The sequence below is a fragment of the Bradyrhizobium sp. CCGB20 genome (assembly GCF_024199855.1).
In the GTDB taxonomy this organism is placed as follows: Bacteria; Pseudomonadota; Alphaproteobacteria; order Rhizobiales; family Xanthobacteraceae; genus Bradyrhizobium.
In genome coordinates, this window is record NZ_JANADN010000001.1 from 8,809,036 (window position 1) to 8,834,048 (window position 25,013).

General features: G+C 64.3%; 18 protein-coding genes and 1 tRNA gene. 9 read left to right on the top strand and 10 right to left on the bottom strand.

Translation table 11 applies throughout. The features are described from left to right. Nucleotides 1-16: 16 nt before the first annotated feature. From NLM15_RS41555 to NLM15_RS41580, 6 genes are all read right to left on the bottom strand, one after another. Entirely contained in the window at nucleotides 17-475 is a 459-nt protein-coding gene (locus NLM15_RS41555) for a hypothetical protein (RefSeq protein ID WP_254123776.1), read from the bottom strand. Nucleotides 476-485: 10 nt separating this feature from the next. Further along, nucleotides 486-704 carry a hypothetical protein gene (locus tag NLM15_RS41560; protein WP_254123777.1) on the bottom strand — a complete coding sequence of 73 codons (219 nt, stop codon included), beginning with the start codon at nucleotides 702-704 and terminating at the stop codon, nucleotides 486-488. A 226-nt stretch (nucleotides 705-930) separates the two neighbouring features. Beyond that, complete coding sequence (locus tag NLM15_RS41565; protein ID WP_254123778.1) at nucleotides 931-2,493, bottom strand: hypothetical protein; 1,563 nt, start codon at nucleotides 2,491-2,493, stop codon at nucleotides 931-933. A gap of 78 nt (nucleotides 2,494-2,571) precedes the next feature. After that, nucleotides 2,572-3,717: a glycoside hydrolase family 5 protein gene (locus NLM15_RS41570; protein ID WP_254123779.1), complete on the bottom strand. Its 1,146-nt coding sequence runs from the start codon at nucleotides 3,715-3,717 to the stop codon at nucleotides 2,572-2,574. A gap of 2 nt (nucleotides 3,718-3,719) precedes the next feature. Then, nucleotides 3,720-5,873, bottom strand: a complete 2,154-nt coding sequence (locus NLM15_RS41575) for a GumC family protein (protein ID WP_254123780.1) — start codon at nucleotides 5,871-5,873, stop codon at nucleotides 3,720-3,722. 146 nt (nucleotides 5,874-6,019) lie between these two features. After that, a complete protein-coding gene (locus NLM15_RS41580) occupies nucleotides 6,020-9,190 on the bottom strand; it encodes an autotransporter outer membrane beta-barrel domain-containing protein (protein WP_254123781.1) in 3,171 nt (1,056 codons plus the stop codon). 379 nt (nucleotides 9,191-9,569) lie between these two features. Here NLM15_RS41580 and NLM15_RS41585 point away from each other — a divergent pair, with 379 nt between their 5' ends. The 6 genes from NLM15_RS41585 (at nucleotide 9,570) to NLM15_RS41610 (ending at nucleotide 18,770) form a co-directional block, all read left to right on the top strand. Continuing rightward, nucleotides 9,570-10,832, top strand: a complete 1,263-nt coding sequence (locus NLM15_RS41585) for a cation:proton antiporter (protein WP_254123782.1) — start codon at nucleotides 9,570-9,572, stop codon at nucleotides 10,830-10,832. Between the two features lie 337 nt (nucleotides 10,833-11,169). Next, a complete protein-coding gene (locus NLM15_RS41590; RefSeq protein WP_254123783.1) occupies nucleotides 11,170-15,996 on the top strand; it encodes an NAD-glutamate dehydrogenase in 4,827 nt (1,608 codons plus the stop codon). Between the two features lie 50 nt (nucleotides 15,997-16,046). Then, nucleotides 16,047-16,367 carry a hypothetical protein gene (locus NLM15_RS41595; protein ID WP_254123784.1) on the top strand — a complete coding sequence of 107 codons (321 nt, stop codon included), beginning with the start codon at nucleotides 16,047-16,049 and terminating at the stop codon, nucleotides 16,365-16,367. A 188-nt stretch (nucleotides 16,368-16,555) separates the two neighbouring features. Beyond that, nucleotides 16,556-17,026, top strand: a complete 471-nt coding sequence (locus tag NLM15_RS41600; RefSeq protein ID WP_254123785.1) for an aminoacyl-tRNA deacylase — start codon at nucleotides 16,556-16,558, stop codon at nucleotides 17,024-17,026. 113 nt (nucleotides 17,027-17,139) lie between these two features. Next, nucleotides 17,140-17,559: a CBS domain-containing protein gene (locus NLM15_RS41605; RefSeq protein ID WP_254123786.1), complete on the top strand. Its 420-nt coding sequence runs from the start codon at nucleotides 17,140-17,142 to the stop codon at nucleotides 17,557-17,559. A gap of 182 nt (nucleotides 17,560-17,741) precedes the next feature. Then, on the top strand, nucleotides 17,742-18,770 hold the full coding sequence (locus tag NLM15_RS41610) for an alpha/beta fold hydrolase (protein WP_254123787.1): 1,029 nt from the start codon (nucleotides 17,742-17,744) through the stop codon (nucleotides 18,768-18,770). Nucleotides 18,771-18,824: 54 nt separating this feature from the next. Here the strand turns inward: NLM15_RS41610 and NLM15_RS41615 are convergent, their stop codons facing one another. The 4 genes from NLM15_RS41615 to NLM15_RS41630 form a co-directional block, all read right to left on the bottom strand. Beyond that, entirely contained in the window at nucleotides 18,825-19,199 is a 375-nt protein-coding gene (locus tag NLM15_RS41615; protein WP_254123788.1) for a hypothetical protein, read from the bottom strand. Between the two features lie 109 nt (nucleotides 19,200-19,308). Next, the gene (locus NLM15_RS41620; RefSeq protein ID WP_254123789.1) at nucleotides 19,309-20,091 is read right to left on the bottom strand and encodes an alpha/beta fold hydrolase; all 783 of its coding nucleotides are present in this window, start codon (nucleotides 20,089-20,091) and stop codon (nucleotides 19,309-19,311) included. 188 nt (nucleotides 20,092-20,279) lie between these two features. Next, nucleotides 20,280-20,356, bottom strand: a tRNA-Arg gene (locus tag NLM15_RS41625). A gap of 262 nt (nucleotides 20,357-20,618) precedes the next feature. Further along, nucleotides 20,619-22,121 carry an ATP-binding protein gene (locus NLM15_RS41630; RefSeq protein ID WP_375166919.1) on the bottom strand — a complete coding sequence of 501 codons (1,503 nt, stop codon included), beginning with the start codon at nucleotides 22,119-22,121 and terminating at the stop codon, nucleotides 20,619-20,621. 362 nt (nucleotides 22,122-22,483) lie between these two features. On the opposite strand from NLM15_RS41630, the gene rpmH reads away from it, so the two are divergent. From rpmH to yidC, 3 genes are read left to right on the top strand one after another with little or no spacing between them, the layout of a single operon-like run. Next, complete coding sequence (rpmH, locus tag NLM15_RS41635; protein WP_008542748.1) at nucleotides 22,484-22,618, top strand: 50S ribosomal protein L34; 135 nt, start codon at nucleotides 22,484-22,486, stop codon at nucleotides 22,616-22,618. A gap of 28 nt (nucleotides 22,619-22,646) precedes the next feature. After that, the gene (gene rnpA, locus NLM15_RS41640; RefSeq protein ID WP_254123790.1) at nucleotides 22,647-23,063 is read left to right on the top strand and encodes a ribonuclease P protein component; all 417 of its coding nucleotides are present in this window, start codon (nucleotides 22,647-22,649) and stop codon (nucleotides 23,061-23,063) included. Nucleotides 23,064-23,079: 16 nt separating this feature from the next. After that, on the top strand, nucleotides 23,080-24,921 hold the full coding sequence (gene yidC / locus NLM15_RS41645; protein ID WP_254123791.1) for a membrane protein insertase YidC: 1,842 nt from the start codon (nucleotides 23,080-23,082) through the stop codon (nucleotides 24,919-24,921). Nucleotides 24,922-25,013 lie beyond the last annotated feature (92 nt).

Sequence of the window (25,013 nt, forward strand, 5' to 3'; positions counted from 1 at the left end):
CACACGCGGCCCCGATTCAGTCGGCACCCAGGCTGTGGCTGATCCGCGTCACGACGCCATCCCATTGCCGCTTCTCGTCCGCGGGATAATTGATCAGCACGCAATGCACGTAGCGCTGCGAGAAATTGCAGCGATCATACCAGATCTTGTCGCGCTTGACGCTGGAGACCACGAAGAAGCTCGGGGTGATCCGCTTGTAGACGATTCCGGATGGAGGATTCTTCCTGGCCAGGAATTCGGCTGGCGAGAGCCCCTGGTTCGGAACGGCCTGCACGGTGAGATCGGCGCGGCCATCCGACGTGCGAAATTGCTGGCCGTATCCGTCAGGCTTCCCGGCAAGCTCCGAGAAGAGCGAAGCGGGGATTTCGACCGAGGTGCCGGACTCGGGAATGCGGTAGCCGGTCCAGCTCTCTGCGCGGGCACCAGCGGAGAATGCCGCAAAGAGCGCAATGACGACAGCGGCTGTTGTCTTCATGTCGACCTCATCAAGTGCGTGGCGCCAGTTGCAGCTCCATCAAGGCGATCCTCTTCAGGTTCGCCACATCGCGCTCCCCAGCACCGGCCGTGCGCAGGATGGATTCGGCGAGCGCACTGACATGTGAGGCATGCACCGGCTCCGGCAGCGTCGCCACCGCTGCTTCCAGGGCGGCGGTCATCAACTCGATCACTTCGGGCGAAAATTCGGCGTTGGAAAGGTTCTTCATCTCGCGCTGCCGGCTGCTTTTGCAGGCCGCTAACCCAACGCCGGGAAAAAATGGAAGTTCCTGCGCGGGCGGCAAAAGCTCGCCATCAATTCGAAGGCGACGCGCTGAACAGCGGCGAGACGGCCCACCTACGTCGTGCCGGCGTTTGGTGGCGCTGCGGCCGGCGATATGCCCCCGGCCCCGCGCGCGTTCACGGGAAATATTTCGCGCCGGCAACCCGATGAGCTCAAGTCGCGGCCTGGTAGTGCGTGAGCGACGCCGGCTCTGCGCTCTGCACGACCACCGTCTGCATCCTGATCTGGCTTCCGATCACGAGCCCGGTGAGCGAGAGCATGAGGCCCAGCGCCGGCGGCGCGAACAGGGCCTCTTCCTGGAACATGCCGTTGAGCAGCACGACCATGACGCCGAAGCCTGCGAGGCCCTGCGTCAGATATCCCGATGATGCGTAGAGGCGCCATGCCCTGAGCGCCATCGCGAAATAGAAGCCAAGCGGCACGAGGGCGGCGATGCCCATCTGGTAGATCAGCACGCCGATCGCGCTCTCGACCGCGCCCTCGGTCGTTCCGGCCTGCTGTGCTGCGCTCCAGTCGATCGAGAAATAACCCTCCGACAGGTTTCCGCCAACTCCGAGACCCCGGCCAAACGGCTTTTCCAGAAATCCGTTCAAGCCCCCCATGAGACCAAGAACGTGATAATCGCCGATCTGCAAGCCGACACGAATCGCAGCGACGGCAAACACGGTCAAGGCCACGAAGCCGAGCAATAGCGTCACCATGGCGCCGAGCAGACGGGTCGCCATCCAGGCTGCGGCGACGAACACCACCACGATCAGCGCCCCCTTCACGCTGCAAAAGATCAGGAGAGGCAACGCAACGAAGGCCAGAAACGGGCGCCCGACCGAAAACAGGAACAGCCCGAAGAAGGCGATGCCATACCCGAAGCTGATCGGGTGCATGTTCGGGCCGTGGATGCGCAGGATCTTCGACAGCCCGAAGCCTTCGAGCAGGGGCGTATTCAGGAAGTCGAAACTGAAACGATCCTTGAGGTCGACAGGCACGTTTCCGGTGGCGCGCATCTCGGCTTCCCATACTCCCGAACGGGTCGCCTTGAGCTCGTCGAAACCCCAGAACGTATAGCCGTTCGTAATCGCCAGCCAGAAATCCCGGAACGCAAACTCGACGTAGCCGCAAATGATGAGAATGACGGCGAGCGTCACCAGGAACGATGTCGCGCGAACTTCATAGGTCGCCGCCGTCAGCAACGAGAGCTGGAACAGAAACAGCGGAAGCACGATGTTGCGCAAATAGACCGTTGCCGCCTGGCCGTCCTGGACGAAGCCGATCGCGAAATAGAGCGCGACCACGGCGAGGGTGACGACGCCCCAGCGCATGATCTGGTTCACCTCGGCCGATCGATTCCTTTGGCCGAACACGTAGAGGCCGAACGTCGTCAGCCACATCACGGAGCAGACGAGGAAATTGTAGCCCTTGATGAAGTCGAGATCGGACGGAGCCGGGACCAGTGGCGACAGGATGGAGACGAACAGGTTCTGGAAGAACAGGACGAAGATCGCGATGGCCGGCGCGTAGGTCGGCACCGTGACGATGATTGCGATTGCGATCAGGACCTCGACGGTCAGGGACAGGACCGGGCTCGCCACGTGCAGCACCGGAACAAAGCCGATCGTTGCGATGGCGATGCACAGCGTCGGGATCACCTCGCGCAACGGCGACGGCCCGGCAATGCCGGCCTGCACGGCGTGAAGCTGCGGTGAGTCCCCGCCACTCATGGGTCGTCCTTTGGCGTAGCGCGGAGGCCACGATAGCGGCGGGATATGTAAGGTTTCGTTAACGATGGCGAACCGGGATCAGCGCCGGCCCGGCTTCGCCGCGCCCAATAGCGCACGCATCACGTCGGGATCGGGCTTGCCCGTGCTGCTGTCGACAAGGCCGAACCCCTGCGCCAGCTCCCAATGCGCCCAGCCCCAGCAATGCGCCCGCGCATAATCGGTCACGGCCGCGAGCCAGCGCAGGCGGCTGTCGCGGGGCGCGCTGGCTTTCAGCACGCCGAACTCGTTGACGATGATCGGCCGTGAAAACTGCTGCTGCCATGCGACGGCGGGCGCGAGCCATTGATCGACATCAGGCTTGTCCCTGGCGACAGCAATCGCCGTGACGAGCATGGCAAGCGCCCTCGTCGCGCCTCTCATCTGCAAATCCTGGCGGAGCGCCTGAACCTTGGGATCGCCGGCATTGATCGGGTAAGGCAGATCGATGATGTCGTGCAGCGGATCCTGCGCATCCCAATGGCCCTGATGTGTGAACACCATGGGATCATAGAAATGGATGGCGTAGACGACGTTGGGATCCGACAGCGGACGAAAGCGTGGCAGTGAGTCCGCGCGCTGCCAGTTGACCGGACCGACGATCAGGGTCGTGGCGGGAAGCAATTGGCGAACGGAGGCGGCGAGCGCTTCGACCTCCGTTTGCCACCTGTCGGCGTCGATATCGGGCTCGTTGAGCAGTTCGGCGAAGACGCGGTCGGCCGGAAAAGACCGAATGACCTGCGCGAGCGCGCTCCAGGCATCCTGCATCTCGCGCGACGCCGCGTCGGGATCATCCTTGTGCAGGCGATTGAAACGCTCGCCGGGATGGAGATCGACGGAGACGGAATAGCCGAGCGAGGTGAGTTGCTTCAGCGCCCTGTCGAGCGCGCGCAACGTCTCGTCGCGCTCCGCCTTCGCGGTGAAACGGAGCATCACGCGCTCGGCGGGCACCGGCAGCCGCACATGGCTCATGCCCGCCTTGCGCAACTGCTGGAGCAGCTCGCGGCCTGGGGCTGCGGATTTCTCGCCGTTGATCCAGCCGTCGGCGTTGAAGCCGCGCGACAGCGCGGCAAGCCTCTCCGGCGCGACCGTTTGCGGCACGGGCACGCAAGTGTCCGCAGATGCCGGCGCGCCGAATGGGATCGACAGCAAGATCGCGGCAACGAGCAGACGACCGCGCGACGTCATCGTCAAACCGCCCGGCTTAACGCGCCGCCGTCAGGATGGGGTGCCGCGGAGCCCGCGGGCGCATGATTGACGACGAGACCGGTCGGCACGGTGTTGTATCGCGACAGTGCCGCGGTCACCCGCCGCATCGCCGCCGAACCGAGCTCGCCGGCGCGCACCACCGGGATGATCAGATCCGCGTGCGCGGCCAGTGCGAGCGCGTCGGGCTGCAATGCGAGATTGCTCGCATGGATGACGATCAGGTCGAACTCCGAACGAATATCGTCTTCCAGCCGCGCATCGGCCTTCCTGCCGGCACTCAGCAACTCGATGATCGACTGAAGGCCCGCCGTGGTCGAGCCGTCCTGCCATTCGGTCACCGGTGGCTGGGCGCCCGCGAATTCCGGCTGGAGCCGGATCAGCACGCTCATCATGCCGCGATTGACGGCCGCGCGATTGAGGGAGCGCGCAACGGTGTTGCCGCCGGCGCTCTTGCCGACCGACAGCACGAGGGCGACCTTGCAGCCACGCACCGGCGTGCGGTCGATCCGCTCGAGCAGCGGACGCAGATAGGCGCCGAGATCAATCTCGGCCGTCGGCGCAATCGGCCGTTGCCAGACGGTGTTCGTCGCGGCTCCCGACGCCAGTTCGGGAATGCGGGCCCAGACCGGGAGGTTCGGCATCGCCTCGGGTGGAGGCGCAACAGGCGCTGGAGGCTGGACTTGCCGGCTTTGCGTGACTTCCGCCTTCGCCCGCGCGGGCGTTCGCGCCGGAGCCTCTACGGGATCGGGCCGGTCGGACACGCTTTCCATCGCCGCAACGGCGGCGGTCGACGCCAGCAGCGAGCCGATCGTGAGCGCGGCGAGCAGCAAGGCCAGCGGCGGACGCGTCGAGCGCAGCGGCGGAATTGCGGGCGAAGCGATCTTGGTCTGCGAGCTCTGCAGCTGACGCTGCTCGTTGGTCGTCTTGAACCGCGACAAAAACTGCTCGTAGATGTTCTTGTTGGCATCGGCGTCGCGCTGCAGCTCCTGCAGCTTCACGAGCGCCTGACCGTCGACCAGCATCTGCGTCTCGACCGCCTTCAGCTGCTTTTCCAGCGCATTCTGCTGCTCCAGCTGCGCCTCATATTCGGACTTCGCGGTGTCGATGTTCTTCTTCCGCTCGACCTCGATCTGCCGGTTGAGATCGGCGAGCTGGCTGTAGGAGATCGCAAGATCGGGATGACGGTCGCCGTAGACCGCCTTCTTCTGCGCAATCTGGTCGTTCAGGGTCGAACGCTGCGCGCGCAGCATGCTCAGGAGGTCCTGCTTCACCGGGCCTTCGACATTGGCCTTGAGGTCGCGCTGCACCTGCTCGTAGCGCGCCTTGGCTTCCTCGGTGCGAAGACGCGCGGCCGAGACCTGCTGATTGATGTCGGTTACCCGCAATTGCTGGGTGGTGGAATCCTTGCCGGCATTGAGGATCTTGTGCTCGAACCTGAAGGCCGCGACGGCATCCTCCGATGCGCGCAGGCGCTCGTTCAATGCCTTCAGCCGGTCCTTGAGCCAGTCGGCCGCCTCGTCCGTAGCCTCGGTGCGAACACGGCCCTGGCTGGCGACGAACGCCTCGGCGATGGCGTTGGCGTATTGCGCCGCCCGTTCCGCGCTGTTCGAGGTGAACGAGATCGCAATGACGTAGGTGAGCCCGCGGCGGGAGATATCGAGGCGGGCGCGGAATTTCTCGAGCAGGCGCGTCATGTCGGTATGACCGCCCGCGATATCCGCGTCGTCGGCGATCTTGAGCTTCTCGATCAGGGGCCGGAGAAAACCGTCCGATTTGGCGATCTCGATCTGGCTCTGAAGCGCGGCGGCGTCCTGGCCGATGCCCGGCAGCACGTCCTGATCCGAGGTCACGCGTAGCTCGCGAGGATCGAGGACGACCAGGGCCGTCGCGGCATACCGGACCGGCAGGACCATCAGGACAACGACGCCGAGGGCGAACAGCGCCAATGCCAGCGTCAGGATGCGCCGGCCATTCTCGCGCAGGAAAGCGAGCGCGCCGGTGACGGTCAGCGATCCCTTGATCAGCGCGGGCGAGGCGCTGTCAGGCTTCGCCGCAGCAGCCCGCGGCGCTTCCCACGAAGCCGCAGGCTCCGTCGGGGCGATGCTTCGCGGAGATGCGCTTCGACCGAACGCCATGGGATTGGACTCGAAATCAACTGACAGGCACAGCCTGGAGGCTTGCTACACCGTAAATATCCATGGTTAACCGGCGGTTACGGCTGCCCCGCGACGGCTGGTTACCAATTGGTGAATGAGATGGCTCTCGTGGCTATGGCGGCGGCTCACCAATTGATGCGGACACCGACCTTGCCGGCATAGGCAAAGCCGCCGCCGTCGAACCGGCTCTGGTAGGACGCATTCGCGTAGAGCGTCGTGGCCGCATTCACCTGACCGCTCACGCCAGTGTTGATCTCGCCCCACAGGCCACCCAGGCTGGCGTAAAACGGAACGGGTCCGGCTTCCGACGAAAACAACGTCGTCGGGTTGCCCAGAAATTCGTTCCACAGATTGGGACGAACCCATGCTGTGATCGTCTGCGGGCCGTTGTCGATCGACCAGGTTCTGCCGAACCTCGCACCGATCCGGGCCGCCAGCGAGTCCACGTCAGTGAAACGGATTTGCGCAGCCGTATCGCTGGCACCGTTGATGTGGATGTTTTGATAGACGAGTTGCGCCTGGGGTTCGATGAAATAGCCGCCGCCGAGCGTGAAGGGATAGCCACCCTCGATCGACGCGGCGCCGCCCTGGGCGCCGGTCTTCAGCGCCGGAAGGTCCTGGTTGGCCGTGCTGCGAATGTCATAGAACGTGCCCTGGGTGATCGCATCGATGTACCAGCCGGCCGGACCAAAATGGGTCCAGTAGCCCCCGAGCGTGTAGGCGGCGAAAGTGCTGTCACCGATCTGGCCGTCGTAGTGAGCAACTCGTCCCTGTGCACCGCCGATCGCGAAGTAGGCACCGGCCTGATCGCGCGAGCCGTCGGGATTGTCGTGCCGATAGACATCCATGCCGCCCTGGAGCGCCTGGAAATTGTAGGAGAAATGAGGGCCGGCCGAGCCGCCAAGAACACCGAGGCTGTCGCCCTGTTGCGTTCCATTGACGCCAATCACACGGGCCCAGCCGACCCTGGCGTTCTCGGGACTGGCGCGAAAACGCTGATCTTCCTGCTCGCCCATCCGCTCATGCAGGGAGTCGAGCAGATTGCGACCGTACAAAAGCGCCATCGCCGGGATGGCCGCATAGAGTGAGGTCTCCGGCCTGAAGTCGGGCGTATCGTCGCCGCCACCACCACCGCCGCCTCCACCACCACCTCCTCCGCCACAGATGGACAGGTCGGGATGATTGGCACAGAAGCCGCCACCTCCGCCGCCGCGACAACCGGGCAACTCCGGGTGGCGCAAGCAGTCGAGGTTTGAGCGCAGGTACCAGGCTTCAGGGTTGCTGGCATCAACGCTCGCGCGGAACAACGAATATCGGTAAGGGCCGGCGAGGACCGACCGGGACAGACTGAAAGCATCGGGCGCCGTCGTCGCGCCGTTGACCGCATCAACTACGAGGATTCCATTGCCGGTCGTGAGCGCACCGGCGCCAACGGTATTGGTGATCCTCAAGAACGAGTTGCCGGTTGCTGTGCCGCCATTGACAACGAGCCTGTCCGATGGCGAGCCATCGGTTCCTAGAAACGTGTTGAGCCCGATGGTGCCGCTTCCGCCCACATAGTTCACCACCGTCAAGGTCTTGTAGCTCGACAACTGAGTCGGATCGCCGGCAGGCGGTGTGAACTGGATGAAGCTCGAGGTGTTGGTGAGGTTGGTGACGTTGGAGCTGCCGGTCATGGTCCATTGCGTGCCGCCCCTCAGCGTGACATTCGACGTGCTGCCCGCGTCGGTGAGTGCCGCGCCCTGCAGGGTCGATCCGTCCGAGACGAGATTGAGCGTGGAGCCGCCGCCGACGGTCAGCCATTGGCCATTGTTCACCACCGCCTCGATGCCGGACAGGTTCACATTGCTCGTGCCGCCGGTCGCGGCAATCGACGCTCCGTTCGGACTTGTCAGGATGGATACCGTCAGCGAGGCATCGCCGCCGCTGACGTTGAGGGCGTTCGAGCCGGCGCCATTGGCGGTCAGATCCGCGGTGCTGGTGAGCGAGCCGCCACCGGTCACCGCAGCCGCAGCCGCGTTCGCCCCCGTTGTCGTGACTATGCCCCCAATCACACTAACGGACGAGTTGGCTCCGGTTGCCAGCAAGCCGCTCGCCGCCGCGCCTGATGTCGTGACGGTGGCGTTCTGAAGCGCAACGTTACCCGCGTTATCTGCCTGGACACCCACTGCATTGTCACCGCTGGTGCTGGCGGCGGTCCCGATGCCGGTCACGGAGCTGCCGGCTCCCGTTGCCTGAACCGCGATGGCGGAGTTGCCGCCGGTGGTGACGCTGCTTTGATTCAGCACGATGGCGCCCGAAGAAATTGCCTGCGCGCCTGTGCCGCTGCTGCTGTTCGGAACGGTGACCGACAGGCTCGTCGCAGTGATCGTACTGCCGGAACCGCTCGACTGCAGGCCGATTTCGCCGCCGCTGCCGCCGGGAGCCGAGACGCTGCCTCCGCTCAGCGTGATCGTCGCGCCGTCCAAGGCCTTCGCCCCGACGTCTCCACCGCTGCCGGACAGAGTGACCGCCGTGTTCGTCGCCTTGATCGAGCTTCCGGTCGATTGCGCCAGCAGGCCGGTCTCGCCGCCACCATTGCCCTGAACGGTGATCGTATTGTCGATGAGCGTGACGGTTCCGGTGGCGTCCGCGCGAACGCCGACGTCACCGCCGCCACCGCCGGGCATCGAGAGCGTTGTGCCCGTCGACGTGATCCGGCTGCCGGCACCATTGGCCCAAAGGCCCGTATTGCCACCGCCGCCTGCGGCGTAAGCGACCGAGCTGTTGAGCAGATCGATCGAGGCGCCGTTTGTCGCCTTCGCCGCGACGTTGTTGCCGGCGCTGTTGAGGTTGATCGCAAGGCCTGTGGCGTTGATCAGGCTGCTCGATCCATCGGACTGGAGCGCGATTCCGCCGCCCCCGAAAGCCGGATTGATAGCCGAGCCCGGCTGAAAGACGATCTGGCCACCGCTTTGCGCCGACGCGGCGATGCTCCAGTTGCCGTTGATGCTCGATCCGGCGCTGAAGATGATGACGCCGAAGGTGTCCGCGAGACCGCCGACGCTGCCGCCGTTGAAGGGATTGATGGTGACGTTGTTGGTGACGATCTCCGCGTTCGAGCTGGCGTGAACGGCGGGCGTGCCGGTCAGCGTGGTGTTCGGGGCGATCGAGCAACTCGTGCTGCTGGTGGAGAATGTAACCGTCGAGTCGGGCGCCACCGTGCAGGTTTGGGCTGCGGCCTCATCAACGAAGGAACCGGCCAGGAGCCCGACGCAAACGGCAAGGCAGACTCGCCTTTGATTGATTGAAATCATCGCGCCACTCCCTGAACGTGCCTGCCGTCAATTCTGACAAAACGAAGGGCAGAGACGCCGTTCTGGCGCGAAGATGCGTAAAATCGATTCTATCTGAGATCGAAAATCATGGTCTCATCAATCCCGCTTGAGCTCGGCGTGATTGTGGCGACGACCAGGTGCAGGCATAATTGGTCTCGACATGTCGCCGACCGGCAACAAAAGGGACAGCAGTTCTGACAATGTAGTCCCGGCCCTGGGGCGCAGAGCGCTCGATCGTCACGAGGCGCTTCAGCTCGACTTTACCCTGCCCATCCGGCACCCCGCCCGATCCGGTTCCACCTGCGGATAAATTGTACTATCGTCGTCATGCGCCTAGCGCGGTCGAAGGGGGAGCCGCTTGGAGTTCTTTTCGCACCTTCCAATTCTCACATCGTTCGCTCTGACCTTGATGCTGACGCTGGTGTTTCCGAGCCTGATGGAACGCCTGCATCTTCCCCGTCCGGTCGGATACATCCTGGCGGGCATCATCCTTGGTCCGAGCGTCCTTTCCGTCCTCAATCCCGAGGGCAAGGTCGTCACTTTCTTCGCGGAACTCGGCAAGCTGCTGCTGATGTTCTTCGCCGGCTTCGAGGTCAACATCGCGAAGTTCAACGAAGCCAGACACAGGGCGGCGACGTTCGGCCTGCTCACCTTCTCATGGCCCTTTGCGCTTGCGATCGCGATTGCGGCCTCCATCGGTTACTCCGCGAATTCGTGTGCAGTGATTGGCGCAATTCTCGCGTCCCACACCTTGCTCGGGCTGCCCATCGTCAAGGAGAAAGGTCTCATCGATCACGAAGTCGCCGTCGTCACGGTCGGAGCGACACTGTTTACCGACATGCTCTCGATTCTCGTGCTGGCGCTCTGCGTGCCAATCCACGTTCGCGGGTTCGACCCGGCCGGGGTTCTGGTCACGCTGCTCTGGCTGGCGATCTACGTGCCGGGCGTGCTGATCGGATTGAGCTGGCTCGTCAAGCGCCTCCTGGCCGTGTTCGGGACAAGCCGGGTCTCGAGCGCGCTGATCATGTTGCTGGTGATGGCCATTGCCGCACAGGTCGCGGAATGGATCGGCATGGAAGGCATCATCGGGGCCTTTCTGGCGGGCGTGAGCCTGAAGCGCGCTTTCGGCGAGATCAAAGGTGATGACTCGCTCGAGATCATGAGCCAGGCCCTGTTCATTCCCGTCTTTTTCATCGCCGCCGGCTTTCTGGTCGACTTCAAGATCTTCCTTGCGACGTTGCGCGACCAGCCGTGGCTGGTGCTGGGCGTGCTCGCAGCCCTGTTCGGCGGCAAATGGCTGGCCGCAGCCTGTACTGCGCGGCTTTTCGGCTACGGCAAGCCTGAGCGCGATCTGATGTTTGCGCTGACAGTGCCGCAGGTCGCGGCAACGCTGGCTGTGGCGCTCGTTGCTTATGGGACAAAAAATGCGGCCGGTGAACGGCTGATCGACCAACCGATGCTGAACGCGACCGTGGTCCTCGTCATCGTGTCGTCGCTGGTCGGACTGGTCCTCACCGAACGCGCGGCCGGACAGATGAAGCAGGCGCCTCCAGCGCCGGGACCTGCGGGCACAGCAAGTGGCTTGCCGGAAGCCGCGCCGGGACTTCAATCGGAGTCCTGACTGGCGTCACCCCCGCGCCGGCTCCAGCGCAATCGGAATGGAGTTCCGGCGCGCCATTCAGATAAAACAACGAACTCATACATATCTGAAATTGCTCGTGATTTTTTCACCGCAATGATCCAGCCGTCGGCGCCGACCTCGGCCCGCCCGCTGCCGTAGGGAATTTCGGCACGCCTCACGACAGCGTGCGCCTTTCGCTCCGGGATCGTAGTATTGTCGTTGGAAGCCGCCGACGCACGAGACCGAGGATCTTGCGTATCCACTCGATCGCGGCGCTCGACGAGATGCACTCCAGAATCAGGCTGATGATCGCGACTGCGGTCGGACGGCGCAGCAAATGGAGGACATGATGGCGTGGCGTGACGACAAGGCCCGGGCAACCCTGATCCGCGATGCAGCCGGCAGCGTGGCGCCGGGCAAGAGCCCCCAGGCCTTTGCCGAGCCCCTGTTCGGCTACAGCAACATCGAGGATCTCGACAATTACGACGCCGCCTCGCTCGCCCTCCTGGCGGAGCACGCCTGGGAGCATGTGCAGCGGCGTACGTCGGGCAGCGCCGATATCCGCGTGGTCAATCCGACGTTGCCGAACGGGCGCGAGATTTCCGTGCTCGAGATTCTCAACGACAACATGCCTTTCCTGTACGACTCCACGATGGCGGAACTCGCCGAGCAGGGCATCGAAGTCACCCTCGTCGCCCACCCGATCATCGCCGTGGAGCGCGATGCCGAGGGCAAGCTGCTGCGGTTCTACGGCGAGACACTGCCGGAGGGAGCGAGAGGCGCCCGCGAAAGCCTGATTCACCTCCACATCACCCGCCTGGACGCCGACGCCGATCGCCAGAAGCTGGTCGATGGACTGACCAGGGCATTGAACAACGTCCGCGCCTGCGTCACCGACTGGCGCGCCATGCGTGATCGCGTCGAGGAAGCAATCAAGACGTTCTCTTCCAATCCGCCGCCGCTGCCGATCGACGAGGTCGCCGAAGCCAATCAGTTCCTGCAATGGCTCTGCACGGACAATTTCACTTTCCTCGGCGTGCGCGAATATCGCTTCTCACCCGACGGCGATGCGTCGGACGATATTACAACCGGCGAAGGCCTCGGCATCCTGCGCGATCCGGATGTGAAGGTCCTGCGCCGCGGCAATGAAATGGTGGTGATGACGTCGGAAATTCGCGAGTTCATGCACGAGCCGACCCTGCTGATCGTCATCAAGGCCAATGTCTCGAGCCTCGTCCATCGGCGCATCCGGATGGATTATGTGGGCATCAAGCTCTACGCACCCGACGGCCGGCTCGAAGGCGAATTGCGCGTCGTCGGCCTGTTTACCTCCGGCGCCTATACCCGCTCGGTGCGGCAGATCCCTTATGTGCGCCACAAGGTTTCGCGGGTCCTGCAGCGCGCCGGCTTCGACCCGAACGGCCATTCGGGCAAGGCGCTCATGCATATCCTCGAAGATTATCCGCGTGACGAGCTGTTCCAGATCGACGTCGATACGCTCTACAACTTCGTCATCGAAGTCCTCATCCTCTATGAACGCCCGCGCGTCCGGGCGCTGGCGCGGGTCGACAAGTTCGATCGCTTCGTCTCCATCCTCACCTTCATTCCGCGCGACAAATACGACACCGACGTCCGCACGCGCGTCGGAGCCTTCCTGTCGCAGGTCTACAAGGGAACCCTGTCGGCTTCCTACGTATCATTCCCCGAAGGCGCGCTTGCGCGCGTCCATTTCATCGTCGGGCGCTATGAAGGCAAGACGCCCGTCGTCGAGCGCGCCACGCTCGAAGCCGGCATCAGCGCCATTGCCGCGACCTGGATCGACAAGCTGAAGGCCGCGCTCACCGCGACGACCGACGGCATGCGGGCGCGCATGATCGCCAATCGTTATGCCCAAGCCTTTAGCGGCGGCTATACCGAGGTTTTCACGGCGGAGCAGGCCATCGCCGATATCGCCACCATCGAAAGGCTGACGCCAGCCCGCCCAGTGACGATTTCGGTGCACCGCGACAAGGACGAGGACGATCTCCGGCGCTTCGGCCTGAAGGTGTTCTCCGACGCCGCACCGCTATCGCTGTCCTATCGCGTCCCGGTGATCGAAAATCACGGCCTGCGCGTGGTCAACGAACGCACCTATCAGATCGTGCCCGGCAACAGGCCGGAGCCGGTCTGGCTGCACGACATGACGATCGAGACCAGTGACGGCCGGCCGATCGAGACCGACCCGGAATTCAGCCGTCGCCTGGAAGCCTCGATCATGGCGGTGGTCACAGATCGCGCCGAATCCGATGGATATAACGCCCTGATCCTGCGCACCGCCCTGGGCTGGCGCGAGGTCTCGACCATCCGTGCCCTGTCGCGCTATCTGCACCAGATCCGCGCTCCGTTCACCCAGGATTACATGTGGGAGACCTTGCGCAAGAACGCCGCGATCACGGCCAACCTTGTTGCACTGTTCCAGACCCGCCTCGATCCACGCCTCGTCCTGACGGATCGCGAGCGTTTGGCGCGCGAGACGACGCTGCTTGCCGAGATCGAGGAGCAGCTCAAATCCGTCGCCTCGCTCGATGAAGACCGCATCCTGCGCCGCTTCACCAATCTGGTGCAGTCGACCATCCGCACCAATCTGTGGCAGATCGGCGAAGACGGACATCCGCGTCCGGTCATCTCCTTCAAGTTCGACGCGCGGCGGATCGACGATTTGCCGGCGCCGCGACCTCTCTACGAGATCTTCGTCTATTCGCCGCGGGTCGAAGGCATTCACCTGCGCTTCGGCAAGGTCGCGCGCGGCGGCTTGCGCTGGTCCGACCGGCCGCAGGATTTCCGCACCGAGATCCTGGGCCTCGTGAAGGCGCAGCAGGTCAAGAACGCCGTGATCGTGCCGGTCGGCGCCAAGGGCGGTTTCGTGCCCAAGCGCCTGCCGCCGCCGTCCAATCGCGACGCCTGGCTCGCGGAAGGCACGGAGGCCTATCGCATCTTCGTGCGCTCGCTGCTCGAACTCACCGACAATCTCGACGGCGACGTCGTCGTGCCGCCCGACTCAACCATGCGCCACGACGGCGACGACCCCTACCTCGTGGTCGCCGCCGACAAGGGCACCGCCACCTTCTCCGATGTCGCCAACGCGATCTCGGCCGAGAAGAACCATTGGCTCGGCGATGCCTTCGCATCCGGCGGCAGCCAGGGCTACGACCACAAGAAGATGGGGATCACGGCGCGCGGCGCCTGGGAGGCGGTCAAGCGCCACTTCCGCGAGCTCGGCACCGACATTCAGACCATGCCGTTCACCGTTGCCGGCGTCGGCGACATGTCCGGCGACGTCTTCGGCAACGGCATGCTGCTCTCGCCGGCGACAAGGCTCGTGGCCGCCTTCGATCACCGCGACATCTTCATCGATCCTTCGCCCGACCTTTCGACCAGCTTCGCCGAGCGCAAGCGTCTGTTCGACCTGCCGCGATCGAGCTGGCAGGACTACGACAAGTCGCTGATCTCGCAGGGCGGCGGCGTGTTCCCGCGCACGCTCAAGGCGATCCCGCTCGCACCGGAAGTACGCAGCCTGCTCGATCTCGACAAGGAGCAGGCCACGCCGTTCGAGGTGATGACGGCGATCCTGAAAGCGCGCACGGACCTGTTGTGGTTTGGCGGCATCGGCACCTATATCCGCGCATCGGCGGAGAGCGACGATCAGGCCGGCGACCGCGCCAACGATCCGATCCGCATCGCAGGCGCCGATGTTCGCGCCCGGGTGATCGGCGAAGGCGCCAATCTCGGCGTCACCCAGCGCGGCCGCATCGAAGCGGCGCAGAAGGGTGTCAAGCTCAACACCGACGCCATCGACAATTCGGCCGGCGTCAACACCTCCGACGTCGAGGTCAATATCAAGGTCGCGCTGGCGCGCCCCGAACGCGAGGGACGCCTCAGCTTCGCGGACCGCAACAGCCTGCTTGCCGCGATGACCGACGAGGTCGGCACGCTGGTGCTGCGCAACAACTATCTGCAGACGCTGGCGCTCTCGCTCGCCGAACGCAAGGGCGTGGCCGAGACCGGCTTCCTCACCCGCCTGATGCAGTCGCTCGAGCGGCGCGGCCTGCTCAGCCGCGCGGTGGAGTTCTTGCCCGACGACGCAGCGCTCGCCGAGCGTACACGGCGCGGCCAGGCCCTGACGCGGCCCGAGCTTGCCGTGCTGCTCGCCTACGCCAAGCTGACGCTCTACGAGGACCTGCTCGTCACCAGCGTGCCGGACGATCCTTATCTCGCCCGCAGACTGTCCCTGTATTTTCCGCGCGAAGTTCCCGATAAATTCCGGACCGCGGTCGAGCTCCATCGCCTGCGACGCGAGATCATCGCGACCAGTCTCGTCAATGCCGTGATCAACCGCGGCGGCCCGGCGTGTGTCGTGCGCCTGACCGACGAGACCGACGCCGATATCTCCACCATCGTCATGGCGCAGGTGGCGGTCGACGCGATCTACGAGCTCAGGCGGCTCAATGACGCGATCGACGCGCTCGACACCCGCATCGACGGGCAGTTGCAGCTCGGCCTCTACGCGACGGTCCAGGATCTTTTGATTTCCCGCATGGTCTGGTACGTGCGCAATGTCGATTTCAAGGACGGCCTCGAGGCGGTGATCGGACGTTTTGGCCCGGGTATCCGCGAGATCGCGGCCTCCCTCGACACCACCCTGCCGCCGGACCTGCAGGCCGCGCGCGGCAAGCGGCGCCAGGAACTCACCGATGCCGGCGTCCCGGTCGGCCTCGCCGGCGAGCTCGCCGATCTCGACGCGCTGATCGCGGCACCCGATATCGTGACGATTGCCGAGCGCACCTCCCGCGCCATCGGCGATGCCGCCGCAACCTTCTTCGCCGCCGAGGCGAATTTCCGTCTCGACCGCATCATCGCGGCCGCGCGTAGCGTGCCGGCAAACGATTATTTCGACCGCATGGCGATCGATCGCGCCGTTGAGCAGATCGCCAGCGCCGAAAGAAGACTGGCCGCAGATATGCTGGCAACCGGCCAGTCCGGCCAGCAGGCCGTCGAGACCTGGCTTGCGGCTCACCCCGAAGCGGCGCGCATCCGTCGCTCGGTCGAGGAGATTGCTGCCAGCGGCCTGACGCTCGCCAAGCTGACAGTGGCGGCGAACCTGCTGGGGGATCTGGTCAAAGTCTGAGAGCGTGCGAGGCAGCGATGTGAAACCTAGCCGGCGAACGGAGGAACCCCATGATCCACGCCACTTGCCATACCGCCGATAATGTCCGCTGCATCGAGTTCGATGCCACACCGTGGTTCAGCGAGGCCGACGCTCCGAGCATCATCGATCTGGCCCGACGAGACTGGACCAGCACCGCGATTGCGGAGTCCCTCGAGCACCGACGAGGATACGAAGGCCTGCACGACCTCGTTGAGTATGCGGCGAAGCGACTGCAATCGGAATCCCTGGAGGACCCAACCTGGGAAACCTTCGCGTGTGTCGTCGATGGCCCCGAGGCCGTTGCCTGGCTCAAGAAGAACCGGCCGGGCGTTGTGGCAAGGATTTCGTAAGCCACGGGACATCGGCGGCATCGCAAACGAAGCCGGAATGGCGCGCCCGGACGGATTCGCCCCCCGACCCGATTGCGGCATTCGAGGGTGAGGCCTATGCTGCCGTCCGGCAATCACGCGGCCGCCCATCGTGCGGCGGAGGCAGCCTCACGATGGATGGTTCGCATAGCCATCCGAAAGGCCACGCCATGACCATTGCCCCCACGCTCCACCGATACCTGGCTGCTGAGAAGATCCAGTATGCCGAGATCCCGCACGTTTTCACCATGTCATCCGCGCACACGGCGGAGGCCTGCCACGTCTCGGGCGATCGTTTCGCCAAGGCCGTCGTGCTGCGGCATGACGGCGGCTATATGCTCGCGATCCTTCCGGCCTCGCACCATCTCAACCTGCCGGACCTGAAGGAGAGGCTTGGCTCGGATCTCGTGATGGCGAACGAAACCGAGATCAACCGGCTGTTCGCGGACTGCGCGCATGGAGCTGTTCCGGCGGTAGGCCGGTGCTACGGGCTCGATCTCATCGTCGATGACAGCATCCGGGCGCAGCCCGAGATCTATATCGAAGCCGGCGACCACGAGACGCTGCTCCAGTTGACGCATGCGCAGTTCGAGCGGCTGACGGCCAATGCGCCGCATGGACGCTTCAGCAGGCACGATTGACGCAGCATGGCGGCGGGATGAATTCCGTACGCCTTGTCGCGGCGCGCGTGCGGTCGCGTCCGGTTCGTAGTATAATCGCGTCACGGGGGCTGCGTTCGCAACGGAGGTCCTCCATGAAGGTCAAGGACGTGATGCACAAGGGCGTCGACTGGGTCAGCCCCGACACCCCGATCACCGAGATCGCGAAGCTGATGCAAGGGCACGACATCGGCTGCATTCCGATCGGCGATGACGACCATCTGATCGGGATGGTGACCGATCGCGACATCGTCTGCAAAGGCCTCGCGAGCAAGAGCTTCAACGCCGCGCGCATGACGGCGCGGGACGTGATGACCGAAGGCATCCATTGCTGCCGGGAAGACGACGATCTGGCGAAAGCCGTGCATCACATGGAGACACTGAAAATCCGCAGGCTGCCCGTGATCAACAAGAGCAAGCGGATGGTCGGCATGATCAGCCTGGGTGATGTCGGCCAATTCGCCACCGTTGATCTGTTGACCCAGTGCGTCAAGGGCGTGTCGGCCCATCATTGATGGCAACCGCCACCCCGGCGCCGGAACTTCGTCGCATCGCTCGCAGGCCCCCGCTGCCGGCGAGCGCGGACGTCATGACTGCGACCTGCCACGAAGCTGCTCCGCCGTCTTCTCGCCCCCATTGTCATTCAGGGAGCTAGGCGGGGCGGCGGTATGGTGGGCAAAGTTCCCAAAGGTTCCGTGTGATCGTCCGACATCCTCTGCAACGCTGCACTCATCATTCTCTTTCGCGCCGCGCGCTCCTGCGCGGGCTTGCGTCGGCAGGCAGCGCACTCGCGCTCGGCGGATGCGCAGGCCTGGGCGCGACCGGCGCGCGCTACGACGCCTCGTCGCTCTCCGTTGACCCCACATTGCTCATCACCACCACGCGCAAGCCCGTGAAGGGTGGTCGCACCAAACCCTGGTTCGGGCCGGAGCGCGCGACGACAATGACGGTCGCGCGGGCGAAGCTGGTGGCGCCGGATGAGAGCCGACTTTCCCTCGCCTCGGTCGGACTGGCCGATTGGCGCCTCGATCAGGTGGAACCGGTGCAGGCTGACATCGGCGATCTCCTTGCGCAGGGCGGCGGGGGAGGAGACGTGCTGATCTATGTGCACGGCTTCAAGCAGACATTCGAAACGGCCGCGCTCGATGCCGCCCATCTCTCCGACGGGATCAAGTTCCGCGGCCGGACCATGGTGTTCTCCTGGCCCTCCAAGGCAGGACTGTTCGACTATGCCTACGACCGCGACAGCGCGATGTATTCTCGCGACGATTTCGAACGCGTGCTCTCCTCCCTCGTGTCGGCGTCAGGCGGCGGCCGCGTGCACATCGTTGCGCACAGCATGGGAACCATGCTGACGCTCGAGAGCCTGCGTCAGCTCTATGCGCGATACGGCGACACCGTCACGAGCAAGATCGGCGCGGTCGTGTTTGCCGCGCCCGATATCGACATGGACGTGTTCACGTCGACGATCCACCGCATCGGTCCGCTTGCCGGCAAGATCACCGTGATCGCCGCGACGAACGATCGCGCGCTGGCGCTATCGGGACAGCTCGCAGGTGGAATGACCAGGGTCGGCGCCGCCGAGAAGGCTGTCATCCAGCAACTCGGCGTGCGCGTGGTCGATGCATCCCAGGAAGGCTGGAGCATCATCAATCACGATCTGTTTCTATCGAGCGCGGAAGTGCAGCGGGAGATCCGCCGCTCGATCGGCGGTACGACCGCGTAAGAGCGCGCAGTTGCGCAACTCATTCCCGAACTAGTTCTTGTCCTAATCCTTGTACTAGTTCTTGGCGTTCCGCATCTTGCTCGCGCCCCTGAGCGGGGCCGCCGGTTGAGGAGCCGGATTGGCCCAGCCTGCCATCTGCAGACAGGTGAGCAGATCGACGTAGCTTTGTATTCCCGCGGCCGCAGCCTCGCCTTCGCAACTTTCGCGCATGGGACCGGGAACAGTCAGCCAGGTCGAGCTCAGCTGCTGCCGCGCAAGCGTCTCATCGCGCGTGCACTCGCCGGCGTCCTGCGCCAGGGCGAGCCCCGACGCCTTGTCGTCAGCGGAAACGTCCCTGCACATGGCTTCCACGTTGAAGACGGGTACGCGATCTGAAACCGGCATCGCGGGCTGGCCAAGAAGCGACAGTGCCAAAAGCGCTGCTTTCATGAGATCCTCCCTCAAATGGGGTTGGACGGGCCAATTTGGATGAGGCTAGGCTTGGTTCCTCCGGCCGGCAAACGGTTTCGTCCTTGCCCGCAACGGCCCATGACGAAGCCTACCCGGGTCTTCGCACGTAGAGCGAGATGAACCGGTCGATCATCGGGTTGATCTGCTCCGGCACTTCCAGCGACAGGAAATGCCCGGAGCCAACGGCCTTGGCCGTGACCAGTTGCGGGCACAGTGCCGCAAAACGATCCAGATCCGCGAGCCGGTGGGCCGCTTCGATGTAGAGCACCGGGACCCGGCACGCCTGGGCGCACTCACGCGCGCGATGCACATCCCAGGGGAACAGACTCGTAAACGTAGACACCAGCACGTGTTGTGGCGTCGCCAGAAAGGTCTGTTCAACATGGGCGCGGCATCTGTCGGTCGGCAGACAGGAGTCCGCCACGATTTTCCGTGCCTCGTTCGCAAAATCCGCGCCCTTCAAGCCCTCCAGATACCCGGCGAACACCGTCCCTGCCGAGGCGGGAAAGAGCACCCCTGAATCGAGCAGCACCAGGCCTGCAGGAAAGTCCGGATAGCGGGCGGCGATTTCGAGCGCCATGTTGCCACCCATGCTTTGACCCACGATGACCGGCCGTGTGATCTGCTGTTGGTTGCACAGCCAGACGAGATCATCGGCGAAGCCTTCGATCGAATACGCCTGTTGCGGCTTGTCGCTCTCGCCATGCCCCCGCAGCTCGGCATTCAACGCCCGACCTTGACGGGCGAAATACGCCATCTGCGGCGCGAAATGCGTGCGATCCCCGCCCAGGCCATGGACGAACAGGAATTGAAGCGGTCCCTCCCCGGCGATGTCGAAGGACAGCTGGATTCCGTCATGCGCGAGCTTCATGGGCCATCTCCGTATTCACCGACATGTCCAAGGCGTCTCTGGCGAGCCCTCAGTCTAGCTGGCGCACCACGGCCGATGAAGATGGGCACGACTGCTTCGCCGCGGCGCGAGCCGGGCGGCCACGCACACGGATCGCTGCGTTCAACGGAAAATCGGCAGGTTTTGGAGTGCCTGGTTTTGTACCGAAATGGCGCGCCCGGAACGATTCGAACGTCCGACCCTCAGATTCGTAGTCTGATGCTCTATCCAGCTGAGCTACGGGCGCGTGTTTCGCAAACAGCGCGGGGGTGGCCCGCGACGCATCTCCCGGAGGCCGGGAGGGGTGCGAAAGAGCGCTTTGACTAACCGCTCTTGTCCCGATTGGCAAGGTCCGGGTTGGGGAGATTTTGCAGGGAGATGACGGTTTCTACCCCGTCATTCCGGGGCTCGCGAAGCGAGAACCCGGAATCTCGTGCCCAAAACCTCGGGATTCCGGGGTCGTCGCGTTGCGACGCTCCGGAATGACAACGTACTCGGCCTCTGGCCGACTACGCCCTCTGCCGCTCGTTGCGGATGGAGAGGAGTTCCACGGGGCGGTCGGGGATCACGATCCGGAAGGTGGCGCCGATGGTGCCCTCGACCAGGTGGATCTGGCCGCCATGGGCGCGGACCAGCTCGGCGGCGATGGCAAGGCCGAGACCGCTGCCGCCGGGGCGGCCAGAGGTCTGGAAGGCCTCGAACAGATGGTCCCGGGTCTTCTGGGGGACGCCGGGGCCGGTGTCGGAAACCTCCAGGATGGCGACGGCGCCCTCGCGTTTGCCGGTGATCCGGATCTGCTGCGCCCCGCCGCCCTCGCCCGATGCATGGCTTTCCAGCGCCTGGGCGGCGTTGCGGACGAGGTTGAGCAGCACGCGGAAGAGCTGGTCGGGATCGGCATCGATCGCGAGCCCGCGCTCGATGGCGGCGACCCAGGCGATCGAGGCATCGCTGGCGAGGCCCGCGGTCTCGCGCACCTCCAGCACCACGGGCTCGATCAGGATCATGCGGCGGTCGGGCGCCGCTTCCTGGGCGCGGCCATAGGACAGCGTCGACTGGCAGAAGGCGATCGCGCGCTCGAGCGAGCGCACCAGCTTCGGCGCAAAACGCTGCACCCGCGGATCCGGCACGCTGGCGAGCTGGTCGGACAAAAGCTGGGCCGAAGCCAGCAGATTGCGCAGATCGTGGTTGATCTTGGACACGGCGAGGCCGAGGGCGGCGAGCCGGCTCTTCTGATGCAGCATCGACATCAGATCGCGCTGCATGTCCGACAATTCGCGCTCGGCGACGCCTATTTCGTCGCTGCGCTGGCTCGGGACGATGATGCGCGCCGAGCTTTCTGGGTTTTCGTGGAAGCCGACCAGGCTCGCCGTGAGCCGCCGCATCGGGCGCACGAAGAGATAATGGAGCGCGAGATAGACGAGGCCCGCGGTCAGCACCGCGATGATCAGCGCGACCACCACGACGTTGCGGGAGAAGCGGTACATCGACTGCCGCAGCGGCAATTCGTCGGTCACGATCTCGATGAACTGGGCATTGCCGACGCCGGGCCCGACGATGCGGATGGCCTGGTTGCCGGTCTCCAGCATCATCCGGAACGAGCCGGTGATCGCCTCCCACACCGTCATGTCGCGCAGGTCGATGTCGTGCTCGATGGCCGTGGGCAGGTTGTCGCTGGCGAGCAGCCGGCGCTGCTGTCCCATCTTGATGGCGACGGCGCGGGCATTGATGCTTTTCAGGATCTGGCGCGACAGCGAATCGGGGACCATGCCGAGCGGCGCGGCGTCGAGCACCAGTGCCGCCGTGTTGGCCGCCGCCACGCGGTCATTGAGCCGGTTGACCCAGAAGTTGGCGATCGCGGGCACGTAGAGCAGGACGGCGGCGATCATCACCAGGGGGACGGTGAGCAGCAGCAGCTTGCCGGACAGACCGAGCCCGCGCGCCCCACGGGGCCGCATCGCCGGTTGGCCCGGCTGATCCGTATCCTGGACCGGCTGGAGGTCTGTCGCTGCCACGAAATCTGCCCCTGTTGGCCTTGTAATAGAGCCTGGCTGATGGAGGATGCGACCCGCCCGGGGGCCGGGTCAAATTACGGATCGCTAATCTCCCGAGGTGGGATGTAAGCGCGGATATCGCGAGTCGCTACCTCAAGGGTTAAAAACCCCGCACAAACAGCGATATTCACCGGAATCGTGCGCTCTTGCGACGTTGACGAAAACAAGACGCTCCCTTATAAGCCGCGCAAATTGTCCGCGATGACCCGGTGTGACGCCGGGAGCGGCTCTCTTGGGGCCGAAAACGGTCCGTTTTGGGCCGCATCTTCCGGACTTTACCATCAATTCTACAGGCAAATTGCCCGGTCAGCGGAGAAAAACCCGTGAAGCGGACTTATCAACCCAGCAAACTGGTGCGCAAGCGCCGTCACGGCTTCCGTGCTCGTCTCGCCACTGCCGGCGGCCGCAAGGTTCTCGCCGCCCGCCGCGCCCGCGGCCGCAAGCGTCTGAGCGCCTGAGCCGGACCCCCATTTTTGGGATTTCATCATGGATCGGCTGAGGCAGCGGGCGGATTTCCTCGCCGTTGCCAATGGCGCGCGGGCGAATAGTCCCGCGTTCGTCCTGCAAAGCCGTGGCCGCGACGACAACGGCCCGATCCGGATCGGCTTCACCGTCACCAAAAAGAACGGCAACGCCCCCGAGCGCAATCGCATCCGGCGCCGGCTTCGCGAATTGGTGAAGCGGCTCGATCCGGTGTCGATGCAACCCCATCATGATTATGTGCTGGTTGGCCGAAGGGACGCGCTCTCGCGCGACTTCACGACCATGCTCGACGATCTGCGCATAGCGTTCACGAAGCCCGCGCGGCATACGCACAAGAGACGCGGTCCAAAAATCGACGGCTCAAGAACCGACGGCTCAAGGCCCGGCCCTGTTCCTGCGACCAGCCGCAAACCGGATTGATGACGAGACCATAGTGATGACCGACAATCGCAATACCATCCTCGCCGTCATTCTCTCCGGCCTGGTGCTGATCGCCTGGCAGTATTTCTACAACGTGCCGCAGATGGAGAAGCAGCGCGCCCAGCAACAGGCGCAGGCCGAGCTCCAGAAGAGCACGCCGCAGCCGACGGCGTCCGCGACGCCGGGCGCCGCGCCGCAGCCCGGCGGCGCAGCCCAGCCGTCGACACCGGCCGCGAACCAGGCCCAGCCGGTCGTCGCCCGCGACACCGCGATTGCAGCCGGCCCGCGCGTGAAGATCGACACGCCGCGACTTGCCGGCAGCGTCTCGCTGAAGGGCGGCCGCATCGACGACCTCGCGCTGGTGCAATACCGCGAAACGGTCGACCCGAAATCGCCGCCGATCGTGCTCTATTCCCCCTCGGGCACCGCAGAACCCTATTACGCCGAGTTCGGCTGGGTGCCGGCGACCGGCGTGACGGCCAAGCTGCCGGACGCCCAGACCGTCTGGCAGCAGGACGGCAGCGGCAGCCTGACGCCGACGACGCCGGTGGTGCTGAAGTGGGACAATGGCGAAGGCCTCAGCTTCCGCCGCACCATCTCGGTCGACGACCACTATCTCTTCACCGTCAAGGACGAGGTGAGCAATGTCGGCAATGCGCCGGTCACGCTCTATCCGTTCGCGCTGATCTCGCGCCACGGCACACCGCAGGTCTCAGGCTATTACATCCTGCATGAGGGCCTGATCGGCTATCTCGATGGCCTGCAGGAATACGCCTACAAGAAGATCGACGAAGCCAAGTCGGTGAACTTCAAGGCCACCAATGGCTGGCTCGGCATGACCGACAAGTACTGGGCCTCGGCGCTGCTGCCGGATACCAGTGCGCAGCTTCAGGCGCGCTTCTCGTCGAATCCCGTCGGTAACGTCCACACCTACCAGACCGACTACCTGCTCGATCCCGTCACCGTCGCGATCGGCGGCAGCGCGACCGCGAATGCGCGACTGTTCGCCGGTGCCAAGGAAGCCGGCGTCGTCGGCGTGTTCCCGTTCGCCGGCCTCGGCGGCTACAACAAGGAGCTCGGCCTCAACCATTTCGATCTGTTGATCGACTGGGGCTGGTTCTACTTCATCACCAAGCCGATGTTCCTCGGCCTCGACTTCTTCTACCGCTTCTTCGGCAATTTCGGCATCTCGATCCTGCTCGTGACCGTGATCGTGAAGCTCTTGTTCTTCCCGCTGGCGAACAAGTCCTACGCCTCGATGGCGAAGATGAAGTCGATCCAGCCGCAGCTTCAGGCGCTGAAGGAGCGCTATCCCGACGACAAGGTGAAGCAGCAGCAGGAGATGATGGAGATCTACCGCAAGGAGAAGATCAATCCGGTCGCCGGCTGTCTTCCCGTCGTGATCCAAATCCCGGTGTTCTTCTCGCTCTACAAGGTGCTGTTCGTCACCATCGAGATGCGGCACGCGCCGTTCTACGGCTGGATCAAGGACCTCTCCGCGCCGGATCCGACCAACCTCTTCACGCTGTTCGGGCTGATCCCGTTCGATCCGACGACGATTCCCGTGTTCGGCCACTACCTCGCGCTCGGCATCTGGCCGATCATCATGGGCATCACGATGTGGTTCCAGATGAAGCTGAACCCGACGCCGCCGGATCCGACCCAGCAGCTGATCTTCAACTGGATGCCGCTGATCTTCACCTTCATGCTGGCGGGCTTCCCGGCGGGCCTCGTGATCTACTGGGCCTGGAACAACACGCTCTCGGTGCTCCAGCAGAGCTTCATCATGCGCCGCAACGGCGTGAAGGTGGAGCTGTTCGACAATCTCAAGGCGACGTTCGCGAAGAAGGCGACGTAGCTCCCGTCATCGCGAGGAGCAAAGCGACGAAGCCATCCAGACTATTTCCACGGAGAAAGTCTGGATTGCTTCGCTTCGCTCGCAATGACGTA

Bases quoted from the DNA above. Each gene is read 5' to 3' on its own strand.
- NLM15_RS41555 (WP_254123776.1), bottom strand. From the start codon at position 475: ATGAAGACAACAGCCGCTGTCGTCATTGCGCTCTTTGCGGCATTCTCC.
- NLM15_RS41560 (WP_254123777.1), bottom strand. From the start codon at position 704: ATGAAGAACCTTTCCAACGCCGAATTTTCGCCCGAAGTGATCGAGTTG.
- NLM15_RS41565 (WP_254123778.1), bottom strand. From the start codon at position 2,493: ATGAGTGGCGGGGACTCACCGCAGCTTCACGCCGTGCAGGCCGGCATT.
- NLM15_RS41570 (WP_254123779.1), bottom strand. From the start codon at position 3,717: ATGACGTCGCGCGGTCGTCTGCTCGTTGCCGCGATCTTGCTGTCGATC.
- NLM15_RS41575 (WP_254123780.1), bottom strand. From the start codon at position 5,873: ATGGCGTTCGGTCGAAGCGCATCTCCGCGAAGCATCGCCCCGACGGAG.
- NLM15_RS41580 (WP_254123781.1), bottom strand. From the start codon at position 9,190: ATGATTTCAATCAATCAAAGGCGAGTCTGCCTTGCCGTTTGCGTCGGG.
- NLM15_RS41590 (WP_254123783.1), top strand. From the start codon at position 11,170: ATGGAGGACATGATGGCGTGGCGTGACGACAAGGCCCGGGCAACCCTG.
- NLM15_RS41595 (WP_254123784.1), top strand. From the start codon at position 16,047: ATGATCCACGCCACTTGCCATACCGCCGATAATGTCCGCTGCATCGAG.
- NLM15_RS41600 (WP_254123785.1), top strand. From the start codon at position 16,556: ATGACCATTGCCCCCACGCTCCACCGATACCTGGCTGCTGAGAAGATC.
- NLM15_RS41605 (WP_254123786.1), top strand. From the start codon at position 17,140: ATGAAGGTCAAGGACGTGATGCACAAGGGCGTCGACTGGGTCAGCCCC.
- NLM15_RS41615 (WP_254123788.1), bottom strand. From the start codon at position 19,199: ATGAAAGCAGCGCTTTTGGCACTGTCGCTTCTTGGCCAGCCCGCGATG.
- NLM15_RS41620 (WP_254123789.1), bottom strand. From the start codon at position 20,091: ATGAAGCTCGCGCATGACGGAATCCAGCTGTCCTTCGACATCGCCGGG.
- rnpA (WP_254123790.1), top strand. From the start codon at position 22,647: ATGGATCGGCTGAGGCAGCGGGCGGATTTCCTCGCCGTTGCCAATGGC.
- yidC (WP_254123791.1), top strand. From the start codon at position 23,080: ATGACCGACAATCGCAATACCATCCTCGCCGTCATTCTCTCCGGCCTG.